The organism is Variovorax sp. LjRoot175, assembly GCF_964253805.1.
GTDB lineage: Bacteria > Pseudomonadota > Gammaproteobacteria > Burkholderiales > Burkholderiaceae_C > Variovorax.
This window is the reverse complement of sequence record NZ_CAXURY020000001.1, coordinates 5,183,026-5,198,370: the sequence shown is the minus strand read 5'-3', so window position 1 is coordinate 5,198,370 and position 15,345 is coordinate 5,183,026. Positions and strand designations below refer to the sequence as shown.

General features: G+C 66.6%; 16 protein-coding genes. 6 read left to right on the top strand and 10 right to left on the bottom strand.

Translation table 11 applies throughout. The annotated features are described in order from the left end of the window. Positions 1-47: 47 nt before the first annotated feature. Positions 48-1,169: a heparan-alpha-glucosaminide N-acetyltransferase domain-containing protein gene (locus ACSQ89_RS25780; protein ID WP_436295249.1), complete on the top strand. Its 1,122-nt coding sequence runs from the start codon at positions 48-50 to the stop codon at positions 1,167-1,169. A gap of 12 nt (positions 1,170-1,181) precedes the next feature. Here ACSQ89_RS25780 and ydiK read toward each other — a convergent pair whose 3' ends face one another. Beyond that, positions 1,182-2,258: an AI-2E family transporter YdiK gene (gene ydiK, locus ACSQ89_RS25775; protein WP_436295250.1), complete on the bottom strand. Its 1,077-nt coding sequence runs from the start codon at positions 2,256-2,258 to the stop codon at positions 1,182-1,184. A 90-nt stretch (positions 2,259-2,348) separates the two neighbouring features. Between ydiK and ACSQ89_RS25770 the strand changes: the two genes are divergently transcribed. From ACSQ89_RS25770 to ACSQ89_RS25755, 4 genes are all read left to right on the top strand, one after another. Further along, positions 2,349-3,248, top strand: a complete 900-nt coding sequence (locus ACSQ89_RS25770; protein ID WP_436295251.1) for a Ku protein — start codon at positions 2,349-2,351, stop codon at positions 3,246-3,248. Beyond that, complete coding sequence (locus tag ACSQ89_RS25765; RefSeq protein ID WP_436295252.1) at positions 3,245-4,099, top strand: tetratricopeptide repeat protein; 855 nt, start codon at positions 3,245-3,247, stop codon at positions 4,097-4,099. Before ACSQ89_RS25770 ends, ACSQ89_RS25765 begins: the two co-directional genes overlap by 4 nt. 15 nt (positions 4,100-4,114) lie before the next feature. After that, complete coding sequence (ligD, locus tag ACSQ89_RS25760) at positions 4,115-6,631, top strand: DNA ligase D (protein ID WP_436295253.1); 2,517 nt, start codon at positions 4,115-4,117, stop codon at positions 6,629-6,631. A 238-nt stretch (positions 6,632-6,869) separates the two neighbouring features. Then, positions 6,870-7,649, top strand: a complete 780-nt coding sequence (locus ACSQ89_RS25755) for a transporter substrate-binding domain-containing protein (protein WP_436296561.1) — start codon at positions 6,870-6,872, stop codon at positions 7,647-7,649. A 30-nt stretch (positions 7,650-7,679) separates the two neighbouring features. Here ACSQ89_RS25755 and ACSQ89_RS25750 read toward each other — a convergent pair whose 3' ends face one another. The 8 genes from ACSQ89_RS25750 to ACSQ89_RS25715 form a co-directional block, all read right to left on the bottom strand. Further along, positions 7,680-8,267, bottom strand: a complete 588-nt coding sequence (locus ACSQ89_RS25750; RefSeq protein WP_436295255.1) for a DUF2894 domain-containing protein — start codon at positions 8,265-8,267, stop codon at positions 7,680-7,682. A 25-nt stretch (positions 8,268-8,292) separates the two neighbouring features. Continuing rightward, positions 8,293-8,940, bottom strand: coding sequence for an OmpA family protein (locus tag ACSQ89_RS25745; RefSeq protein ID WP_093103792.1), 648 nt, complete (start codon positions 8,938-8,940; stop codon positions 8,293-8,295). After that, the gene (locus ACSQ89_RS25740; RefSeq protein ID WP_436295256.1) at positions 8,940-10,745 is read right to left on the bottom strand and encodes a hypothetical protein; all 1,806 of its coding nucleotides are present in this window, start codon (positions 10,743-10,745) and stop codon (positions 8,940-8,942) included. Before ACSQ89_RS25740 ends, ACSQ89_RS25745 begins: the two co-directional genes overlap by 1 nt. Further along, entirely contained in the window at positions 10,742-11,389 is a 648-nt protein-coding gene (locus ACSQ89_RS25735; RefSeq protein ID WP_436295287.1) for a DUF3348 domain-containing protein, read from the bottom strand. The genes ACSQ89_RS25740 and ACSQ89_RS25735 overlap by 4 nt, the downstream gene beginning before the upstream one ends. Before the next feature lie 81 nt (positions 11,390-11,470). Continuing rightward, complete coding sequence (locus ACSQ89_RS25730; protein WP_436295257.1) at positions 11,471-12,655, bottom strand: amylo-alpha-1,6-glucosidase; 1,185 nt, start codon at positions 12,653-12,655, stop codon at positions 11,471-11,473. 102 nt (positions 12,656-12,757) lie between these two features. Beyond that, the gene (locus ACSQ89_RS25725) at positions 12,758-12,985 is read right to left on the bottom strand and encodes a hypothetical protein (protein ID WP_093103798.1); all 228 of its coding nucleotides are present in this window, start codon (positions 12,983-12,985) and stop codon (positions 12,758-12,760) included. A gap of 92 nt (positions 12,986-13,077) precedes the next feature. Continuing rightward, positions 13,078-13,383, bottom strand: a complete 306-nt coding sequence (locus ACSQ89_RS25720; RefSeq protein ID WP_244503778.1) for a hypothetical protein — start codon at positions 13,381-13,383, stop codon at positions 13,078-13,080. Positions 13,384-13,544: 161 nt separating this feature from the next. After that, a complete protein-coding gene (locus ACSQ89_RS25715) occupies positions 13,545-14,021 on the bottom strand; it encodes a DUF6130 family protein (RefSeq protein WP_436295258.1) in 477 nt (158 codons plus the stop codon). Between the two features lie 148 nt (positions 14,022-14,169). Here ACSQ89_RS25715 and ACSQ89_RS25710 point away from each other — a divergent pair, with 148 nt between their 5' ends. After that, positions 14,170-14,733, top strand: a complete 564-nt coding sequence (locus tag ACSQ89_RS25710; RefSeq protein WP_436295259.1) for a cupin domain-containing protein — start codon at positions 14,170-14,172, stop codon at positions 14,731-14,733. Between the two features lie 139 nt (positions 14,734-14,872). Here ACSQ89_RS25710 and ACSQ89_RS25705 read toward each other — a convergent pair whose 3' ends face one another. Beyond that, complete coding sequence (locus ACSQ89_RS25705; protein WP_436295260.1) at positions 14,873-15,139, bottom strand: hypothetical protein; 267 nt, start codon at positions 15,137-15,139, stop codon at positions 14,873-14,875. Between the last annotated feature and the right edge of the window lie 206 nt (positions 15,140-15,345).

Here is a 15,345-nt window from a genome sequence, read left to right as displayed (position 1 = left end):
GCGCTGCGCGCCTGCCCGACACTGGCCACGCCCCTCGAGACTCCCCCATGCATAGCCCTTCCTCCGCAATCCTCGCCCAGGCCAGCGCCATAGACGCGCCGATCGCGCGGCAAGGCTACGTCGACGCCTTTCGCGGCCTCCTGATCGCGCACATGGCGCTGGACCACGCCTCGCTGATGTTCAACGCCGGCCGCGCCGGCGAAGAACTGGCCGCGGCCGCGGCGCCCGTGCCCGGCGACCTGCTGCAGTTCCTGACGCGCTTCACGGGCGTGCCGGTCGCGCCGGCCTTCTTCTTCATGGCCGGCTTCATGGTGGCGCTGACCAGCGCTGCGCGCGAGCAGCGCGGCCTGCCGCATGCCGAGGTGACGCGGCGGCTGATCCTGCGCGGCCTGGTGCTGATCGCGGTGGACGCGCTCGTCATGGGCCTGCCGCGCGCCGCCATGGGCTTCTATTCCTTCGTGGTGCTCAGTTCGATCGGCGCGGCCATCATCATCCTCGCGCTCGTGCGCGACGCGCCGGGCAAGCTGCTGCTGGCGGCGGCGATCGCGGTGCTGGCGCTGCACCCGCTGCTCGACGTGTCGGCGCTGCCGCTGCCCTTGCGGGCGGTGCTCTACGAGCCGGTTCGAAGCGGCGCGTTTCGTTCGCTTTACCCGGTGATCCCCTGGGCCGCGATCGCCGTCGTGGGCTTCGTCGCGGGCCGCGACGCGCTGCACCGCCTGCAGCCGGCGCGGTTCTGGCTGGGGCTGGCCGGCGTCTGCCTGGCGCTGTTTCTCGCGATCCGCCTGGCTGGCGGCTATGGCAATGCCTACGCGTACACGAAGGTCGCCAGCCTGGCGTTCTGGAACTTCGCCAAGTACCCGCCTGACCTGCCCTTCCTCGCCTGGTCTTTCGCCGCGATCTTCGCGGGCCTGGCCGTGCTGTGGTGGGTCACGCGCAGCGGCCTGCCCGTTTGGCTGCGCCCGTTCGTGGTCTTCGGCCGGGTGCCGTTCTTCTTCTACGTCGTCCATTTCTACGTGCTGGGCCTGGCCGCGGCCGCTGTGCACACGAAGTGGGGATTGGCGCAAACCTATCTGATCTGGCTGCTGCTGCTGGCCCTCATGCTTTGGCCCTGCGCCTGGTACTACCGCAAGAAGCGGGACCGGCCGAACTGGGTCACACGCTACGTCTGACCCTCGCCAGCGCTACTGCCGCGCCGCATCGGCCGTCTGCGCCTCGGCATCCCGAAGCCAGTTGTCGATCAGGGTGTAGGACACCGCCAGCATGACCGGCCCCACGAAGATGCCGACCAGCCCGAAGCCGAGCAGCCCGCCGATGACGCCCGCGAAGATCAGCACCAGGGGCAGGTCGGCGCCGCGCCGGATCAAGAGCGGGCGAAGGAAGTTGTCCATCGTGCCGACGATCACCGTCCACACCAGCAGGAAGATGCCCCAGCCGGTCGATCCGCTCCAGAAGACCCAGATCACCGCCGGCGCCAGCACCAGCGTCGGCCCGACCTGCACGATGCACAGCATGAACATCACGGCCGTGAGCAGGGCCGCGAATGGCACGCCCGCAATCGCAAGACCGATGCCGCCCGCCACCGCCTGGACGAAGGCCGTCACGCCCACCCCCAGCGCCACGCCGCGGATCGCCTTGCCGGCCAGCACCACCGCGTCTTCCCCGCGCTGGCCGCCGAGCTTGAGGCCGAAGCGCCGGACCACCGCCGCCGCCGATTCGCCGCCCGCATACATCATCCCGGCGATGACGACCGTGAGCAGGAACTGCAGGGTCAGCGCACCCACGACGCCGGCCTGCGCGAACAGCCATCCCGTGACCTGCCGGATATAGGGCGTGACCTTCGCCTCCAACCCCGCCACGCCCGATGCCACGAGTTCATTCCAGGCCATGGCGAGCCTCGGCCCGACGATGGGCAGGCGCTCCACCCAGCCGGGCAACTGGGGCGGGCCCCGGCTGATCAGCAACCTGATCCATGCGACGACTTCCTCCGCATTGGCGGCGATGGTCGAGATCGCCAGCGTGAGCGGCAGCACGAACAGCAGCAGCAGGATCAGCACCATCGCGGCCACCGCCAGGCTGCGACGCCTCCACAGCCGCGCCTGGATCCAGAGGAAGGCCGGCCAGGTCGCCACCACGACCATCGCGGCCCAGATCGTCGCGCCCAGGAAGGGGCGGAGGATCCAGAGCGAGGAGCCGATGAGCAGCACCAGGGTCAGGACGCCGAAGGTGGTTTTGGCGAGGTCAGGGCGGGGTTCGGACATGGTGGGGGTTGGGTGAGGGGAAGTGCGCCTATTCTCCTGGCAGCCAAAAAATGGCATGCTGCCTTCCTTCGTTCGCCTGGAGGCAATCCCATGGCTGCTCGTTCCATAGCGTCGCTGTCGCTCGGCTTCGGCTTGGTGTCGATCCCCGTCAAGCTGTATTCGGCGACGGAGAGCTCGGCGACCATCCGCTTCAACCTGCTGTCGAAGGACGGCTCGCGCGTGAAGCAGCAATACATTTCCGAGAAGGACCAGACGGTCGTGCCGCGCACCGAAATGGTCAAGGGCTACGAGTTCGAGAAGGACCGCTACGTCATCTTCAAGCCCGAGGAGCTCAAGGCGCTGGAGGAGGGCGGCAGCCACGTGATTGACATCGTGTCCTTCATTCCCGAGCAGGCGGTCGACCCGCTCTACTACGACAAGGCCTACTTCCTCGCGCCCGACAAGCGCGGCGGCAAGCCCTACAACCTGCTGAAGGCCGCCATGCAGCAGAGCGGGCGCTGCGCGCTGGCACGCTGGGCCTGGAAGTCCAAGCAGTACGTGGTGCAGGTGCGCGCCAACGACGACGGCCTGGTGCTGCAGCAGCTGCTCTTTGCCGACGAGGTCCGGTCGATGAAAGACCTGGAGATCGAGCAGCTCCCGCCGCCCTCGGCCGCCGAGCTCAAGCTGGCGCTGCAGCTCATCGAGCAGATCTCCGCCGACGACTACGAGCCCACGCTCTTCGAGGACGAAGAGAAGAAACGCATCCTGGTCGCGATCGACGCCAAGATCGCCGGCCAGGAAGTGGTGGCGGTCGAGCATCCGGAAGATGCTGCCGCCGGCGCCCAGGTCATCGATCTCACCGAAATGCTGCGCGCGAGCCTCGGCCGCGCCGTCAAGCCCGGCGCGAAGCAGCCCGCACCCGCAGTCGAAAGCAAGGGCGCAAAGCGTGCTCCCCGGGCGGCAAAAGTGGCCGAGGCCGCGCCGCCGGTGCGCGCGCGCATGAAGAAGTGACGAACAGCGCACCGCTCGAAAGCACGCACCCCTACACCTTGCGCGGCGTCCGGCAGATGCTGGGCCTGACCCGGCATGCCGTCTCGAAGCTGATCGAACTCGGCTTCGTCGACCCGTCGCGCGGACCCGGGCGCGCCTTGCGCTTTTCGTTTCGCGACGTCGTGCTGCTGCGCTCGGCGCACGACCTGCGCGTTGCGCGCATTCCCACGCGGCAGATCCTGCGCTCGCTGCGGCGACTGCGCGACACGCTGCCGCCCGAAGTGCCTGTGAGCGGCCTGCGCATCACGGCCGCCGGCGACCGCATCACGGTGCGCGAAGAGAACGCGCAATGGGAGCCCGACACGGGCCAGCTCGTGATGGACTTCAGTGTGGCGCCGTCGACCGGCTCGGTGAGCTTCATCTCCCAGCGCGCCGCCGAGCCGGCGACGCCCGAGTCCGACGACCTCGAAGACCTGTTCGAAACGGCGGAAGAGCTGGAAGCCTCCGACCCCACCGCCGCCGAAGACACCTACCGCCTCATCCTCGAGCAGGACCCGACCCACGCCCACGCCTACCTGAACCTCGGCTTCATGCTGTGCGAGGCCGGCCGCAGCCGCGAGGCCGTGGCGCTCTACGACGAGGGCCTCGCGCACTGCCCCGACGACCCGCTGATGCACTACAACCGCGCCGTCGCGCTCGAAGACCTCGGCCGCGTGGCCGCCGCGCTCGCGAGCTACGAGGAATGCCTGCGCCTGCAGCCCGACTTTGCCGACGCGCACCAGAACGCCGGGCTGCTCTATGCACATGCCGGACAGAAGCAGATGGCCATCCGCCACTTCAGCGCATTCCGGCGGCTGCAACCGCGGGTCTAGCCGGCGGCGACCGCGATGGCCCGCGCCGATCCGCTCAAGAAATACAAGGCCAAGCGCAACTTCGCGCTCACGCCGGAACCGGCGGAGGGCGGAGCCGAAAGCACCCACGCGCGACAGTTCGTCGTGCAGAAGCACTGGGCCACGCGCCTGCACTACGACGTGCGGCTCGAGCTCGACGGCGCGATGAAGAGCTGGGCCGTGCCCAAGGGCCCGAGCTACGACCGTCAAGTGAAGCGCATGGCCGTGCACGTCGAGGACCACCCGATCTCGTACAACAGCTTCGAAGGCACCATCCCGCCGAAGCAGTACGGCGCCGGCAAGGTCGTCATCTGGGACAAGGGCACCTGGACGCCGATCGGCGACCCGCACGAGGGCTTGCGCGACGGCGACCTCAAGTTCGAGCTGCACGGCTACAAGCTGCGCGGCAAGTGGGTGCTGGTGCGCATCAAAAGCAAGGAAGAAAAGCAGAACGCCTGGCTGCTCATCAAGGAACGCGATGCCTACGAGCGCCCTTCGGCCGAGTTCAGCGTCGTCGACGAGTTCCCGGACAGCGTGGCCGACCTGCCGATGCCCAAGCCGGAATCGGCCGCACCCGCGCCCGCACCGGCAAAGAAGCGCGCCGGTGCGCGCGGCATGCCCGCGGGCGCGGTCAAGGCAGAGATGCCGCAGAAGTTGTCGCCGCTGCTGGCCACGCTGGTCGATGCGCCGCCCGGCCGGCCGAGCGAATGGATCTACGAGATCAAGTTCGACGGCTACCGCATGCTGGCGCGCATCGATGCAGACGGTGGCGTGCGGCTCATCACGCGCAACGGCCACGACTGGAGCAGCCGCCTGCCGCACCTGGTGCAGGCGCTGGAGCGCATGAAGCTCAAGCCCGGCTGGCTCGACGGCGAGATCGTCGTGCTCGCCGAATCCGGCCGGACCGACTTCCAGGCGCTGCAGAACGCCTTCGAGAGCGCCAGGACGCAGGGCATCGAGTTCTTTTTGTTCGATGTGCCGTACTACGACGGCCACGACCTGCGCGGCGTGCCGCTGATCGAGCGGCGCGAGTTCCTGCGCGCGCTGCTCGCCGAGGCGCCGGGCGGCATCCGCCTGAGCGAAGCCTTCGATGCGGCGCCGAAGGACATCATCGCCTCGGCCTGCAAGCTCGGGCTCGAAGGCATCATCGGCAAGCGCAAGCAGAGCAGCTACAGCTCGCGCCGTTCGACGGACTGGATCAAGCTCAAGTGCAGCCAGCGGCAGGAGTTCGTCATCGGCGGCTACACCGACCCGAAGGGCTCGCGCATCGGCATCGGCTCGCTGCTGCTCGGTGTTCACGACGACAAGAGCGACCTGGTGTACGCCGGCAAGGTCGGCACCGGCTTCAACGACCGCTCGCTCGCGGACATGTTGACGCGCCTGCAGAAGATCGAGATCGACCAGCGCCCCTTCAAGAACAGGACCGAAGACGAACGCAACGCCCACTGGGTCAAGCCCACGCTGGTGGCGGAGGTCACGTACTCGGAGTGGACCGCCGGCGGCCACATCCGGCATGGCGTGTTCGAGGCGCTGCGCGCCGACAAGCCGGCCCAAGCCATCGTGCGCGAGAAGCCCGTGCACCTGGTGGACGCCGATGTCGAGCAGCAGCAGCAGCCCATCGCGCACACGCTGCCGCCGAAGCTCAAGGTTACCCACCCGGAGCGCGTGATCGACCCGAAGAGCGGCGTGACGAAGATCGAGCTGGTGCGCTTCTACGGCCTGATCGCGCCGCTGATGATGGAGCACCTCAAGGGCCGGCCGGTGTCGATCGTGCGCGCGCCCACCGGCATCACGGGCGAGCTGTTCTTCCAGAAGCACCTGGACAAGGGCAGCATGGAAGGCATCCGGCAACTCGACCCCGCCATCTGGCCGGGCCATGAACAGATGATCGAAGTCGCGACGCCCGAAGGCTTGCTGTCGGCCGCGCAGATGAACGTCATCGAGTTCCACACCTGGAATGCCGTGAAGACCGCGACCGGCAAACCCGACCGCATGACCTTCGACCTCGACCCGGGCGAGGGCGTCGGCTGGCCGGCGGTGCAGCAAGGCGCCGAGGTCGTGCGCGTGTTCCTCAACGAACTGGGCCTGGTGTCTTTCTGCAAGACCAGCGGCGGCAAGGGCCTGCACGTGGTGGTGCCGCTGCGCAAGCATCACGACTGGGACACGGCGAAGGATTTTTCGGAAGCCATCGTGCGCCACCTGGCCCGCACCCTGCCGAAGATGTTCGTCGCCAAGAGCGGCCCGCGCAACCGCGTGGGCAAGATCTTCATCGACTATTTGCGCAACGGCTTCGGCGCCACGACCGTCTGCGCCTGGTCCGCCCGCGCGCGGCCGGGGCTCGGGGTGTCGGTGCCCGTCGAGTGGGCGGAGGTGCAGCACCTGACGAGCGGGGCGCAATGGACGGTGCGGAACATCCATACGCGGCTGGACAAGGGGAACGAGCCCTGGAAGGACTATGCGAAGTCGGCGCAGGGGATTGGGCCGGCGATGAAGATGCTGGGGTTTCGGGGATGAGGGGCCTTGCTCCCTCTCCCTCCGGGAGAGGGCTGGGGTGAGGGCACGCGACCCGTGAGCGCGTCGATCGGCTCGCCCGGGGCTCGTCGACCACGATAGGCAGGGCGTTCAACTCGGAGCAGAATGCTTCCGGGAGCAGACCTTCGACGGCAATGTCTGCTGACCCAAAGGCATCTCCATTCGGGAAGCACCGCGAGCGACTTCAACGGAGGACGCAATGCGAACGACTCATTGGCTGATGACGGCAGTCCTTGGACTGCTGCTTGCGGGCTGTGCGGGCATCAGAACCGCTCCGACACCGGAAGCGCGACAGGTTTTGGCTCCAACCGGCAAGCTTCGCGTTGGACTCCAGCTTGGCAATCCCTTGAACGTGGTGCGGGACTCCGTGTCGGGTGAGATGAAGGGGGTCGGATTCGACCTCGGAAAAGAGATGGCCCGGCGCATAGAGGTTCCGTTTGAGCCGGTGCTGTACCCATCGATCGGAGCCCTTCACGACGGCGGGAGATCAGGGGCTTGGGACGTCGCCCAATTTGGGTTCAGTCCCGAGCGGGCGAAGGAGTGGGATTTCAGCGCGCTGCACCTGGAAGTCGAATTCGGCTACCTCATCCCTGGCGGTTCTTCGATCTCAACAATGGCTGATGTGGATCGCCCCGGGACTCGAGTTGCCGTGCAGGAGAAGTCCGGACCCGATGTCTTTTTTACTCGCACGCTGAAGAATGCTGTGGTTGTCCGAGCATCAAGCAACCCTGGCGCATTGGAGGCGCTGAAATCCGGGAGAGCGGACGTCATGGGCAGCATCAAGCCGATCCTGTTCGAGATGTCGAATCAATTGCCTGGTTCTCGAGTCCTCGACGGTCGACCTGGCATCGATCCGCACGCTATGGCGATGCCGAAGGGCCGGGATCTCGGAGCGGCATACACGCGCCAGTTCGTTGAGGACGCGAAGTCCGAGGGTCTGGTCAAAGCCGCGATTGAGAGAGCCGGTTTACGCGGCGTGATTGTCGCTCCGCTCAAATGATGCTCTCTAGCCGCGGCTCCGCGCCCGGCATCAGCCGGATCGGCTCCGAGCGCTCTTCCTGTTGCCCTCGGTGCGCGGGGTATCCGTACCCGCCGAGGCACTGCCACCGTTCGCCTGATCGACCCACTGCAAAGCGTCGACATACGACATGAAGCGGTGGAGGTACTCCGGCGACAGTTCACGCATCAACATGAGCGATCGATGCACGAGGTGACGCGAGTTGAGGGGGCCGGCGTTCTGCGGCACCGTCGCCAGCGACTGCGTCAGCCGTCGATCGGCGCTGAGCCTCGACCAGGTGTTTCTGAAATAGCTGAGCGTCTTCGAGTCGAGCGCCGCGCCGTCCCCACGCGATGACGACGCATGCCGGGCGACGTGGTCGACGAGCGCCGCGAGCGCGCCGCGATGGGGCTGGTCCTGCTGCCCCGCGATGTCGCCGTCCGCGCATCGGGCCCTTTCGAGATCCTCTCCATAGGCCGCGAGCAGCTTGAGCACCTTGTCGTCCAGGATGCGTCGCGCCTCGCCGCTGTAGGCCGCCGCCCGTCCGGCCAGCACCTCGATGAAACGAAAGCGGACCGGATCGAAGCGATGATCGCCACGTTCGCGCCGTGCGTCGATCATCGCGCCGGTTGCGCATGTCCCCTCGCTACTCACGGGACTTCATGCTTGCGTTGGACGGTCTCGGCGTGGGCGCCATTTCCACGCGCCGGTTCCTGGATCGTCCGTCGGCATCGGCGTTCGACGCCACTGCCTGCTCGGAACCGAAGGCTGCGGCAAATACCGAGGACGACGGGATGCCTTCCTCGATCAAGGCCCGGGTCACCGTCAAGGCCCGCTGAGCCGACAGCTCCCAGTTGTCGGCGAACTGGCGGTTGCCCCCCCGCACCTGCCGGTCGTCGGTGAAGCCGCTCACCATCAGGATATCGTCGCGGCCCTGGAGGTAGGCGGCCAGCGGTGCGCTCAGGCTCCTCAACAGTTGCCGGCCTTCGGGCTGCAACTCGGCGGAGTTGACGGCGAACAGCACGCTGCCGCTGATGCCGATGCGCCCGTTGTTCAGCGTCACCCGGCCCGCCGCCAGCGGCCCCGCGAGGGCCTGCTCGAGGGCCTGCAGTCGCTGCGCTGCAGCCTGCCGCTGCCTGACCTCGGCTTCCAGCTTCGTCGTGAGGTCCAGCTGCATGCCGACCACGCACACCAGGATCAGCACGAAGGCGCCCAGCAGCCCCGACATCAGATCGCCGAACACGGCCCATACCGGCACCGTCGGCTCCAGGCCGGCGTCGACGTCCTCCGTCATCACGCTTCGCTGCCGACCGGTGCCCGGCTGCTGGCGAGCTGCTGCAGATCCTCGACGATCTGCTTCTGCGACATGATGCTCAGGTCGATGACTTCTCTGGCCTGCGCCACGTAGTAGTCCAGCTGCTCGTCACTGCGCGCGATGGACTTGCCGAGCGCGCCTTCGATGCGCTGCAGATGGGCCACCAGCTTGTCGTTCGATTGGCTGAACAGCTGCACCGCGAAACCGAATGCCTCGCCCAGGCTCGCCACCTCGACGGCACTGCCGGTGATCTGTGCGGCGACGTCGGCCATCTTCCCGGTTTCCGCGTCGACCTTTTCCGTGAAGCGCGTGCCGACACGGTCCAGCAGATCCGCCGACGCAGCGACCAGCGCGTCGATCGCCGAGCGCTGTTCGGTGGAGGCATGGTTCACGCTGTCGAGCAGCGTCTGCAGCGTTTCCAGAATGCGGCCGCGTTCCTCCAGCATCGTGTTGTCGCGCGCCATGCTGTCGGAAAGCTTCTGGCGCAGTTCGGCGATCACCTCGGCCGCGGCCCGGGGGGCTTCCGAGGCGGCATGCACGAGTTGGGCGATCTCGGCGATCGTGTTGCTCGCGTGCGCTTCCGTCCGGGCCGATATCTCTTCGGCGGTCTGCGCCAGCGTCTTGCAGAGCTGCTGCTGCTGGCTCTCGCTGCGCGCGCCCGCCTGCTGCCATTCCTGCTGCAGCGACACGGCCATCGCCTCGAGCGCATCGGTCCAGGCCGCCAGCCGCTGCTGGTCGCGCGACGCCATCTCCGCCTGCAGGTCGGCCTGCGCCTGGGCCACATTGCGCAGCTGTGAAGCCGTATGCTGTTCCAAGCGGGTCGACAGCCCTTCCAGTTGCCGCTGCACGCCGTGCTCGATGGTGCCGTGCAAGGAGGTCGCCTCGCGCGCGATCCCGGCCATCGTGGCTTCGACGACCGGCTGGATCGTCGCGCCGGCAACGCGGGCACTCTCGGTCAGGCTCTCCTTCAACGAGCGGTCGACGGAGGAGGCCAGGCTTGCATACGCGGCCTCGGCCTTGCTGTGGAAGCTGTCCTGGCTGGAGAGCAGGCGCTCGTTCAAGGCCTGGCTCTGCCGCTCCATCGTCGCCATCATGGCCTGCAGCCGATCGACCAGCGCGGGCATCGCCTGGCCCTGTCGCTGCAGCAGCTTGAAGGACTCCTCGCGCTGATGGGCCAGGGAGAAGGCACGCAAGGTGGTCGCGATGCGCGTGTCGAGCAGCTGCGCGGCCTGCAGCCTGTCGCGCCGGCACAAGGCGGAGACGAGGCCCAGCATCGCGGACGCGGCCACGCCCGCAACGGACGTGCCGAAGGCCAGCCCCAGCCCCTTGACCGGGGCGGCCAGGGAGGAGCGGATGGCCTGCAGGTCCGACGCGCTCTCCAGCGCGATCCCGGTGCCGTTCAGCGTGACCACCATGCCGAGAAAGGTGCCCAGCATCCCCAGCAGCACCAGCAGCCCCGCGAGGTACGGCGTCAGGGCCGGGCCGGGCAAGCCGACGCGCTCACCCTCGATGCGCAGGCGCACCGCGTTCCGCAAGGAAGGATGCAGCTGGTCGAGCCAATGGCCCAGGCTCGCCGGGGGATCGGGCATGTCCGCCAAGGCGCGTGCCAGGGTGGACGTGGCCAGGTGGAAGCGGTGCAGTTCCAGCGCGCCCATCAGGTAGAACGCGCCGACGAGCAGCGTGATCACCAGCGCCAACGGGTTCGAGCCGATGTACCCGGCGCCGACCCAACAGACGGCGGCCAAGCCCACGAAAAAAGCGAAGTGTTGAAGAAATCTAGTCATTCACTCTTGCGAAGGGCTTCGAGCAGCCCTTCGACCGGTTGCAATCGAATATCCAGCTCGGCAAGCAACACGCTTTGCATGTTCTTGCAGAAAACGTTTGACCAGCCTTCGGGCTGGGCCCCGCTGTCGGCCTGGCGCAAGCGCCCGAAATGCTTTTCGAGCAACCCGGGCACGGTCGACAGCAAGCGCTGCTCGTGCGCACCCAGCGCCTGTTCCATGACGGCATCCACGGCAGCAAGCCGGGCCATGGCGGGCGACCTGGCCGCCAGCTTCGCCCGCAGACGACCGCGCAAGGGCTCGATGGCCGCCTCGATCGCCTGTTGCCTGGCGAGGTAGCGCCGACGGTATGCGGAGAAGTCGGCCCCGAGTGCGCTGTCTGCGGCGATGGCTTTCGCCAACGCGGCTCGCACGCGGGTGCATTCGGCTTCCTCGGCGCGTGCGGAAGCGCGCGCGCCGGATGGCGCAGTCGCCGCACCGCCATTCAACGCCGCGGACAGCGAGATGGCGTCGGTCCAACGGAGCCATTCACCCAATCGATCCGCGAAGCCTTGCTTGGATTCGGGAACGTCGGTGTCGGTCAGTTGAGCGAGCAAGCGAATGAGCGCCGATCCGGTGAAACCTGTACGCCGTGACACTTGCACCATACCGCCAGAAGGAAAAGCCCGGCAGTCTACACCGCGCACTCACGCCCGACGGGCTGGCCGAGTCGCCTCTGTAACGAGACGTCACCAGCCTGCGCCGCCGCCCAGCAGGGCGCGCCTGGCCAGCAGAAAGGTCGCCGCATTCCAGCTCTGCCCGGCCATCCCCATCGGCGCCAGCGTGCGGCCGTGGAACCACTCGGTGAAACGCCAGTCGCCGAGCTCGTTCACGCGCGCCAGTCGCGCGAGCTCCTGCCAAGCCATTGAGTGCAGGCCCACCCGGGCCAGCGCCATCACCCAGAAGCCGCCGACGAAGGGCCAGATGCCGCCGTTGTGGTACTGGTGCACCATGTTCTGCTGATGGCGCGCCATATACGGCCGCCACAGCGCATGCTGACGCGACAGCGGATGCAGCACCACACGCACAGGGTAGGGATCGCAGGCACGCGCCGCGCTGATGGTCTTGACGATACGGCGTGCCATGGAGGAATCGGCCAGCCCGCTCTGTATGGCCAGCACGTTGCCGAACACATCCCCCTCGTCGCCGACGACCGAGAGATTGACGAAGCTGAGGTACAGGCCCGGGTCGCGCCGGCCGCGGCGCGCATAGTGCCGCAGCAGTCGGGCGCGATGGTACTCGGGCAGGTTGCGCTGGAACGGATTGAACAGGTGGTTGAAGTGGTACTGCGTCGCCTCGGCCTCGTCCATTGCGTAGCGACGCTTGACCTCGTACCAGAGCGCGTTGGTGTACAGCACGTAACCCGAGCGCGGCATGATGTCGGCCCAGTCGCTGGCCTCGTTCTGTTGCAGCAGCCGAAAGTGCTGATGCTCCTGCGCCAGCAGCCAGCCGAGCGCGCGGCCTGCCTCGCGGCCCCAGTGCGAGCGACCGACGCGGCCATGGCGGCGCACATGATCCACCGCGATCAGCCACCACAAGGTGGCGTCGATGCAGCCCAGGTACCAGAAGTCGGCATCGCGGCCTTCCGGGTCGACGTATTTGGGGATCTGCCCATTGGCCGCCTGCTGTGCCGCGAGCGCGTCGAGGCTGGCCACCGCTCCCTGCTCCAGCGCCGGCACACCGCTGCCGCACATCGCCATCACGCAGATCGCGGCGTCGCGCCCGAAGATGCGCGTGTAGCGCCGCGCTTCGGCCGCCTCGGTACGGCTCGCGGCCAGGATGCCGTGCGGCGTCAGGTTGCGTTGCAGAAGTTCGAGTGAAGCCTGGGAGCAGGTGTCGATCAGCGCGAGCGTGGGGGCGTCTAGGTTCTTCATGGGGGCGTAGGGGGCGGTGGGGCGCCGCTTGGCAGCGGAAGCTGCCGTTGTCTTTGAACGAATCCCCTCCCGTTTCTGGCGAAGATCGCGACGCGGCAGCAGTCAGTCGATCCAGGGACCACCAAGCATTGCTTGGATATACGCCGCGACCTTCACCAGGTCCTCGTCAGACATCGGGATCGGGGGTGCGTCGACAAGGTGCTCGGCGACCAGGTGCAGCTTTGCCGATGCGTTGGGCTGCTCCTGGAGCAGAACCGCGATCGCCGCGGTTTGGGCGACAGCTCGCAACTCGAGCGAACGCAGTCGCGCGTTGACTTCTTCCATTTCCATTTTGTCCCTCCTCCCCGGGGTCCAAGTTGAGGAATCTGGATTCTGCTTCGAAAAAGGGCGGGCACGTCAACGGGTCCGCATCCGGTACTGCCTCAGCCCGCCCCATCCGCTGCGACAGAGCTTTCGCATGCAATGGCTGCGGACGCGCGTTCTTGAAGGGCAAGTTCAGAGTCCCGAATCCGCCGGAGGACAGACCTTAGCTCGTTCTCCTCCACATGGGTCAGCTCAAGCGCCAGGCTCCCGAACTCAGCTTGATAGCAGGGCAACATCAACGCCGCTGTGAGCGCGTGGACGTCATTGCTGCGTGCAATGTACTCATTGCACGCAGCAATGCTTCGATAGATTTCGAGCGCCCGTGCTACTCGGCCGGAAGCTTGCTTGCTTGTCTTACTGGTCATCGCCGGCTCCTTGTGGCGCGCCTCGGATGGCGCCGCAAGACAACTCTATTCACTCGGGAGCGCAGCGCGGAGTAACAAGATCGTCGTGAATCTGACCGCTGCACCCGTGGCGTGCGATGGCGATGAGGACTCCTGAATTGGCGCATCGCCCCATGCACGGCTTATCCATGCTCGTGGGACTTTGACGCCTTCTGCTCAGGGACAGTCACGGCGATCGTTTCGCTGGCAAGGATCTTGTGACTCGGATCGGCAAGTTCGATCAGCATCTTGTGCACGCCAGGCTTCAAACCCACCACGATGATGGGATCGCCGCTCGTGTGGGCCCAGGTGCCGGGCCGATCGTCGACTGTCACGTGAAGGTGGCCGACACGGGGCGATACCTCGGCGGCGCTCTTGCCGAAGACCGGGATGATCCGCAGGTTCTCGGTCCGGTGCTGAACGATAACGACGCCCCGAGCCAGAGGCTCGGCCAACGGCGGATACACAACGAGTTTCGGCGGCGGTTCCGATTCGAGCGGAATGACAGCCGCGGGACGGCCGATATCCGTGGCAGTTTGCGTGGCGGTTTGGGCCCAGGCTGCGACGCAGAAAACAGCGGCGGCAGCGGCGACGGCAAGGTGTCTGAAAGCAGATGGCATGGCGTTTTCTTTCGCAGAGGGTTGGTTGACGACGGCCGAATTTTCAGTGGGGAACTGAGCCTCCGGAGCGCAGAACGTATGCCTCTGTATCGGCACGAGAAATCAACACAGTACGTTTCATCTTGGGTTTGCGCGCCGCCCACGCGCCATGCGCCGCACGCCGGCAGTCGTTCTGTACGCCACTGTGTCTGACAGGCGCGAGAACACACGGGAATGCAAATCGACGGCCGCTCGACACATCGCAGATGCGAGCGCCGTCTCCAATGCACTCTTCAACTTTTTGAAAGCCAGCCATGAAGACCTATTTCGCCATCGCATCGCCAGTGCGGCGCTTGTCAGCCTGTTCGTGTTCTCGTCCCCTGCCTACGCCCACATGCCGCAGGCGCAGCCGCCGGGAATCGCGCGCACCGATCTCCAGCGGCACGATCTCACCGCGCCGGGACGCGAGGTCGTCCAGGTGCGCGTCGATTTCGCCCCCGGGGTGGTGGCCCCCAAGCACAGCCATCCGGGCGAAGAGATCGTCTATGCCATCGAAGGCTTGCTGGAGTGCCAGCTCGAGGGCAAGCCGCCGGTGACGCTCAAGGCCGGTGACGTCCTGTTCATTCCGGCCGGAGCGAACCACACGGTGACGAACGTCGGCAGCGGCAACGCGGCGGAGCTCGCCACGTATATCGTCGAAAAAGGGAAGCCGCTCGTCGTGCTGGGGAAGTGAGAGACCAGCTTCGGGCCCCTTGTTGTCCGTCGACCTCCGCATCTGAACTTTCGCTCCGCAGTGCGAAACCGGCCGTTACCGGCAAGATGCTGGGCTTCGACAGTCGGGCCAAGCAGACCTTCGACCCTGAGGCGCGAACCTACTGCCCTACGACCGACCAGCCCGCTTGTTGGTTCGTCTTGTCGTTTTCGTACTCCCACCGCGTGCCGCAGGCGTCACAACGGTAGCTGGTGATGGTGACCGCGTGACCGCCGCTATCGCCATCGCTGCGCTCCGCCTTGCGACTGGACATCTGAACGAGTTCGGCATGCCCGGGCGCGCGGCGCCAGTTGCGCTGGATTGCGGCGCACGAGGCGCAGAGCACCAGCTTCTTCAGTTCGTCTCGTCGGTTGGATGCGTTCGTCATACGGCTTCTGCCTTCTCTCTATCGGGTCGACCATTCAATCTGCCCATGCTAGCAACATGACAGATTCCACTGGCCAGTCCCGTCAGGGGCTCTCCCTTCGCATTTGGCCATGCGGCGCCGAGGACTTAACACGCGTCCGAAAAGTGCGACGCAAAAAGATGAGGTGACCCTCCGAACAGTGCTTGAAAGACGCTCTTCGAGGTGCT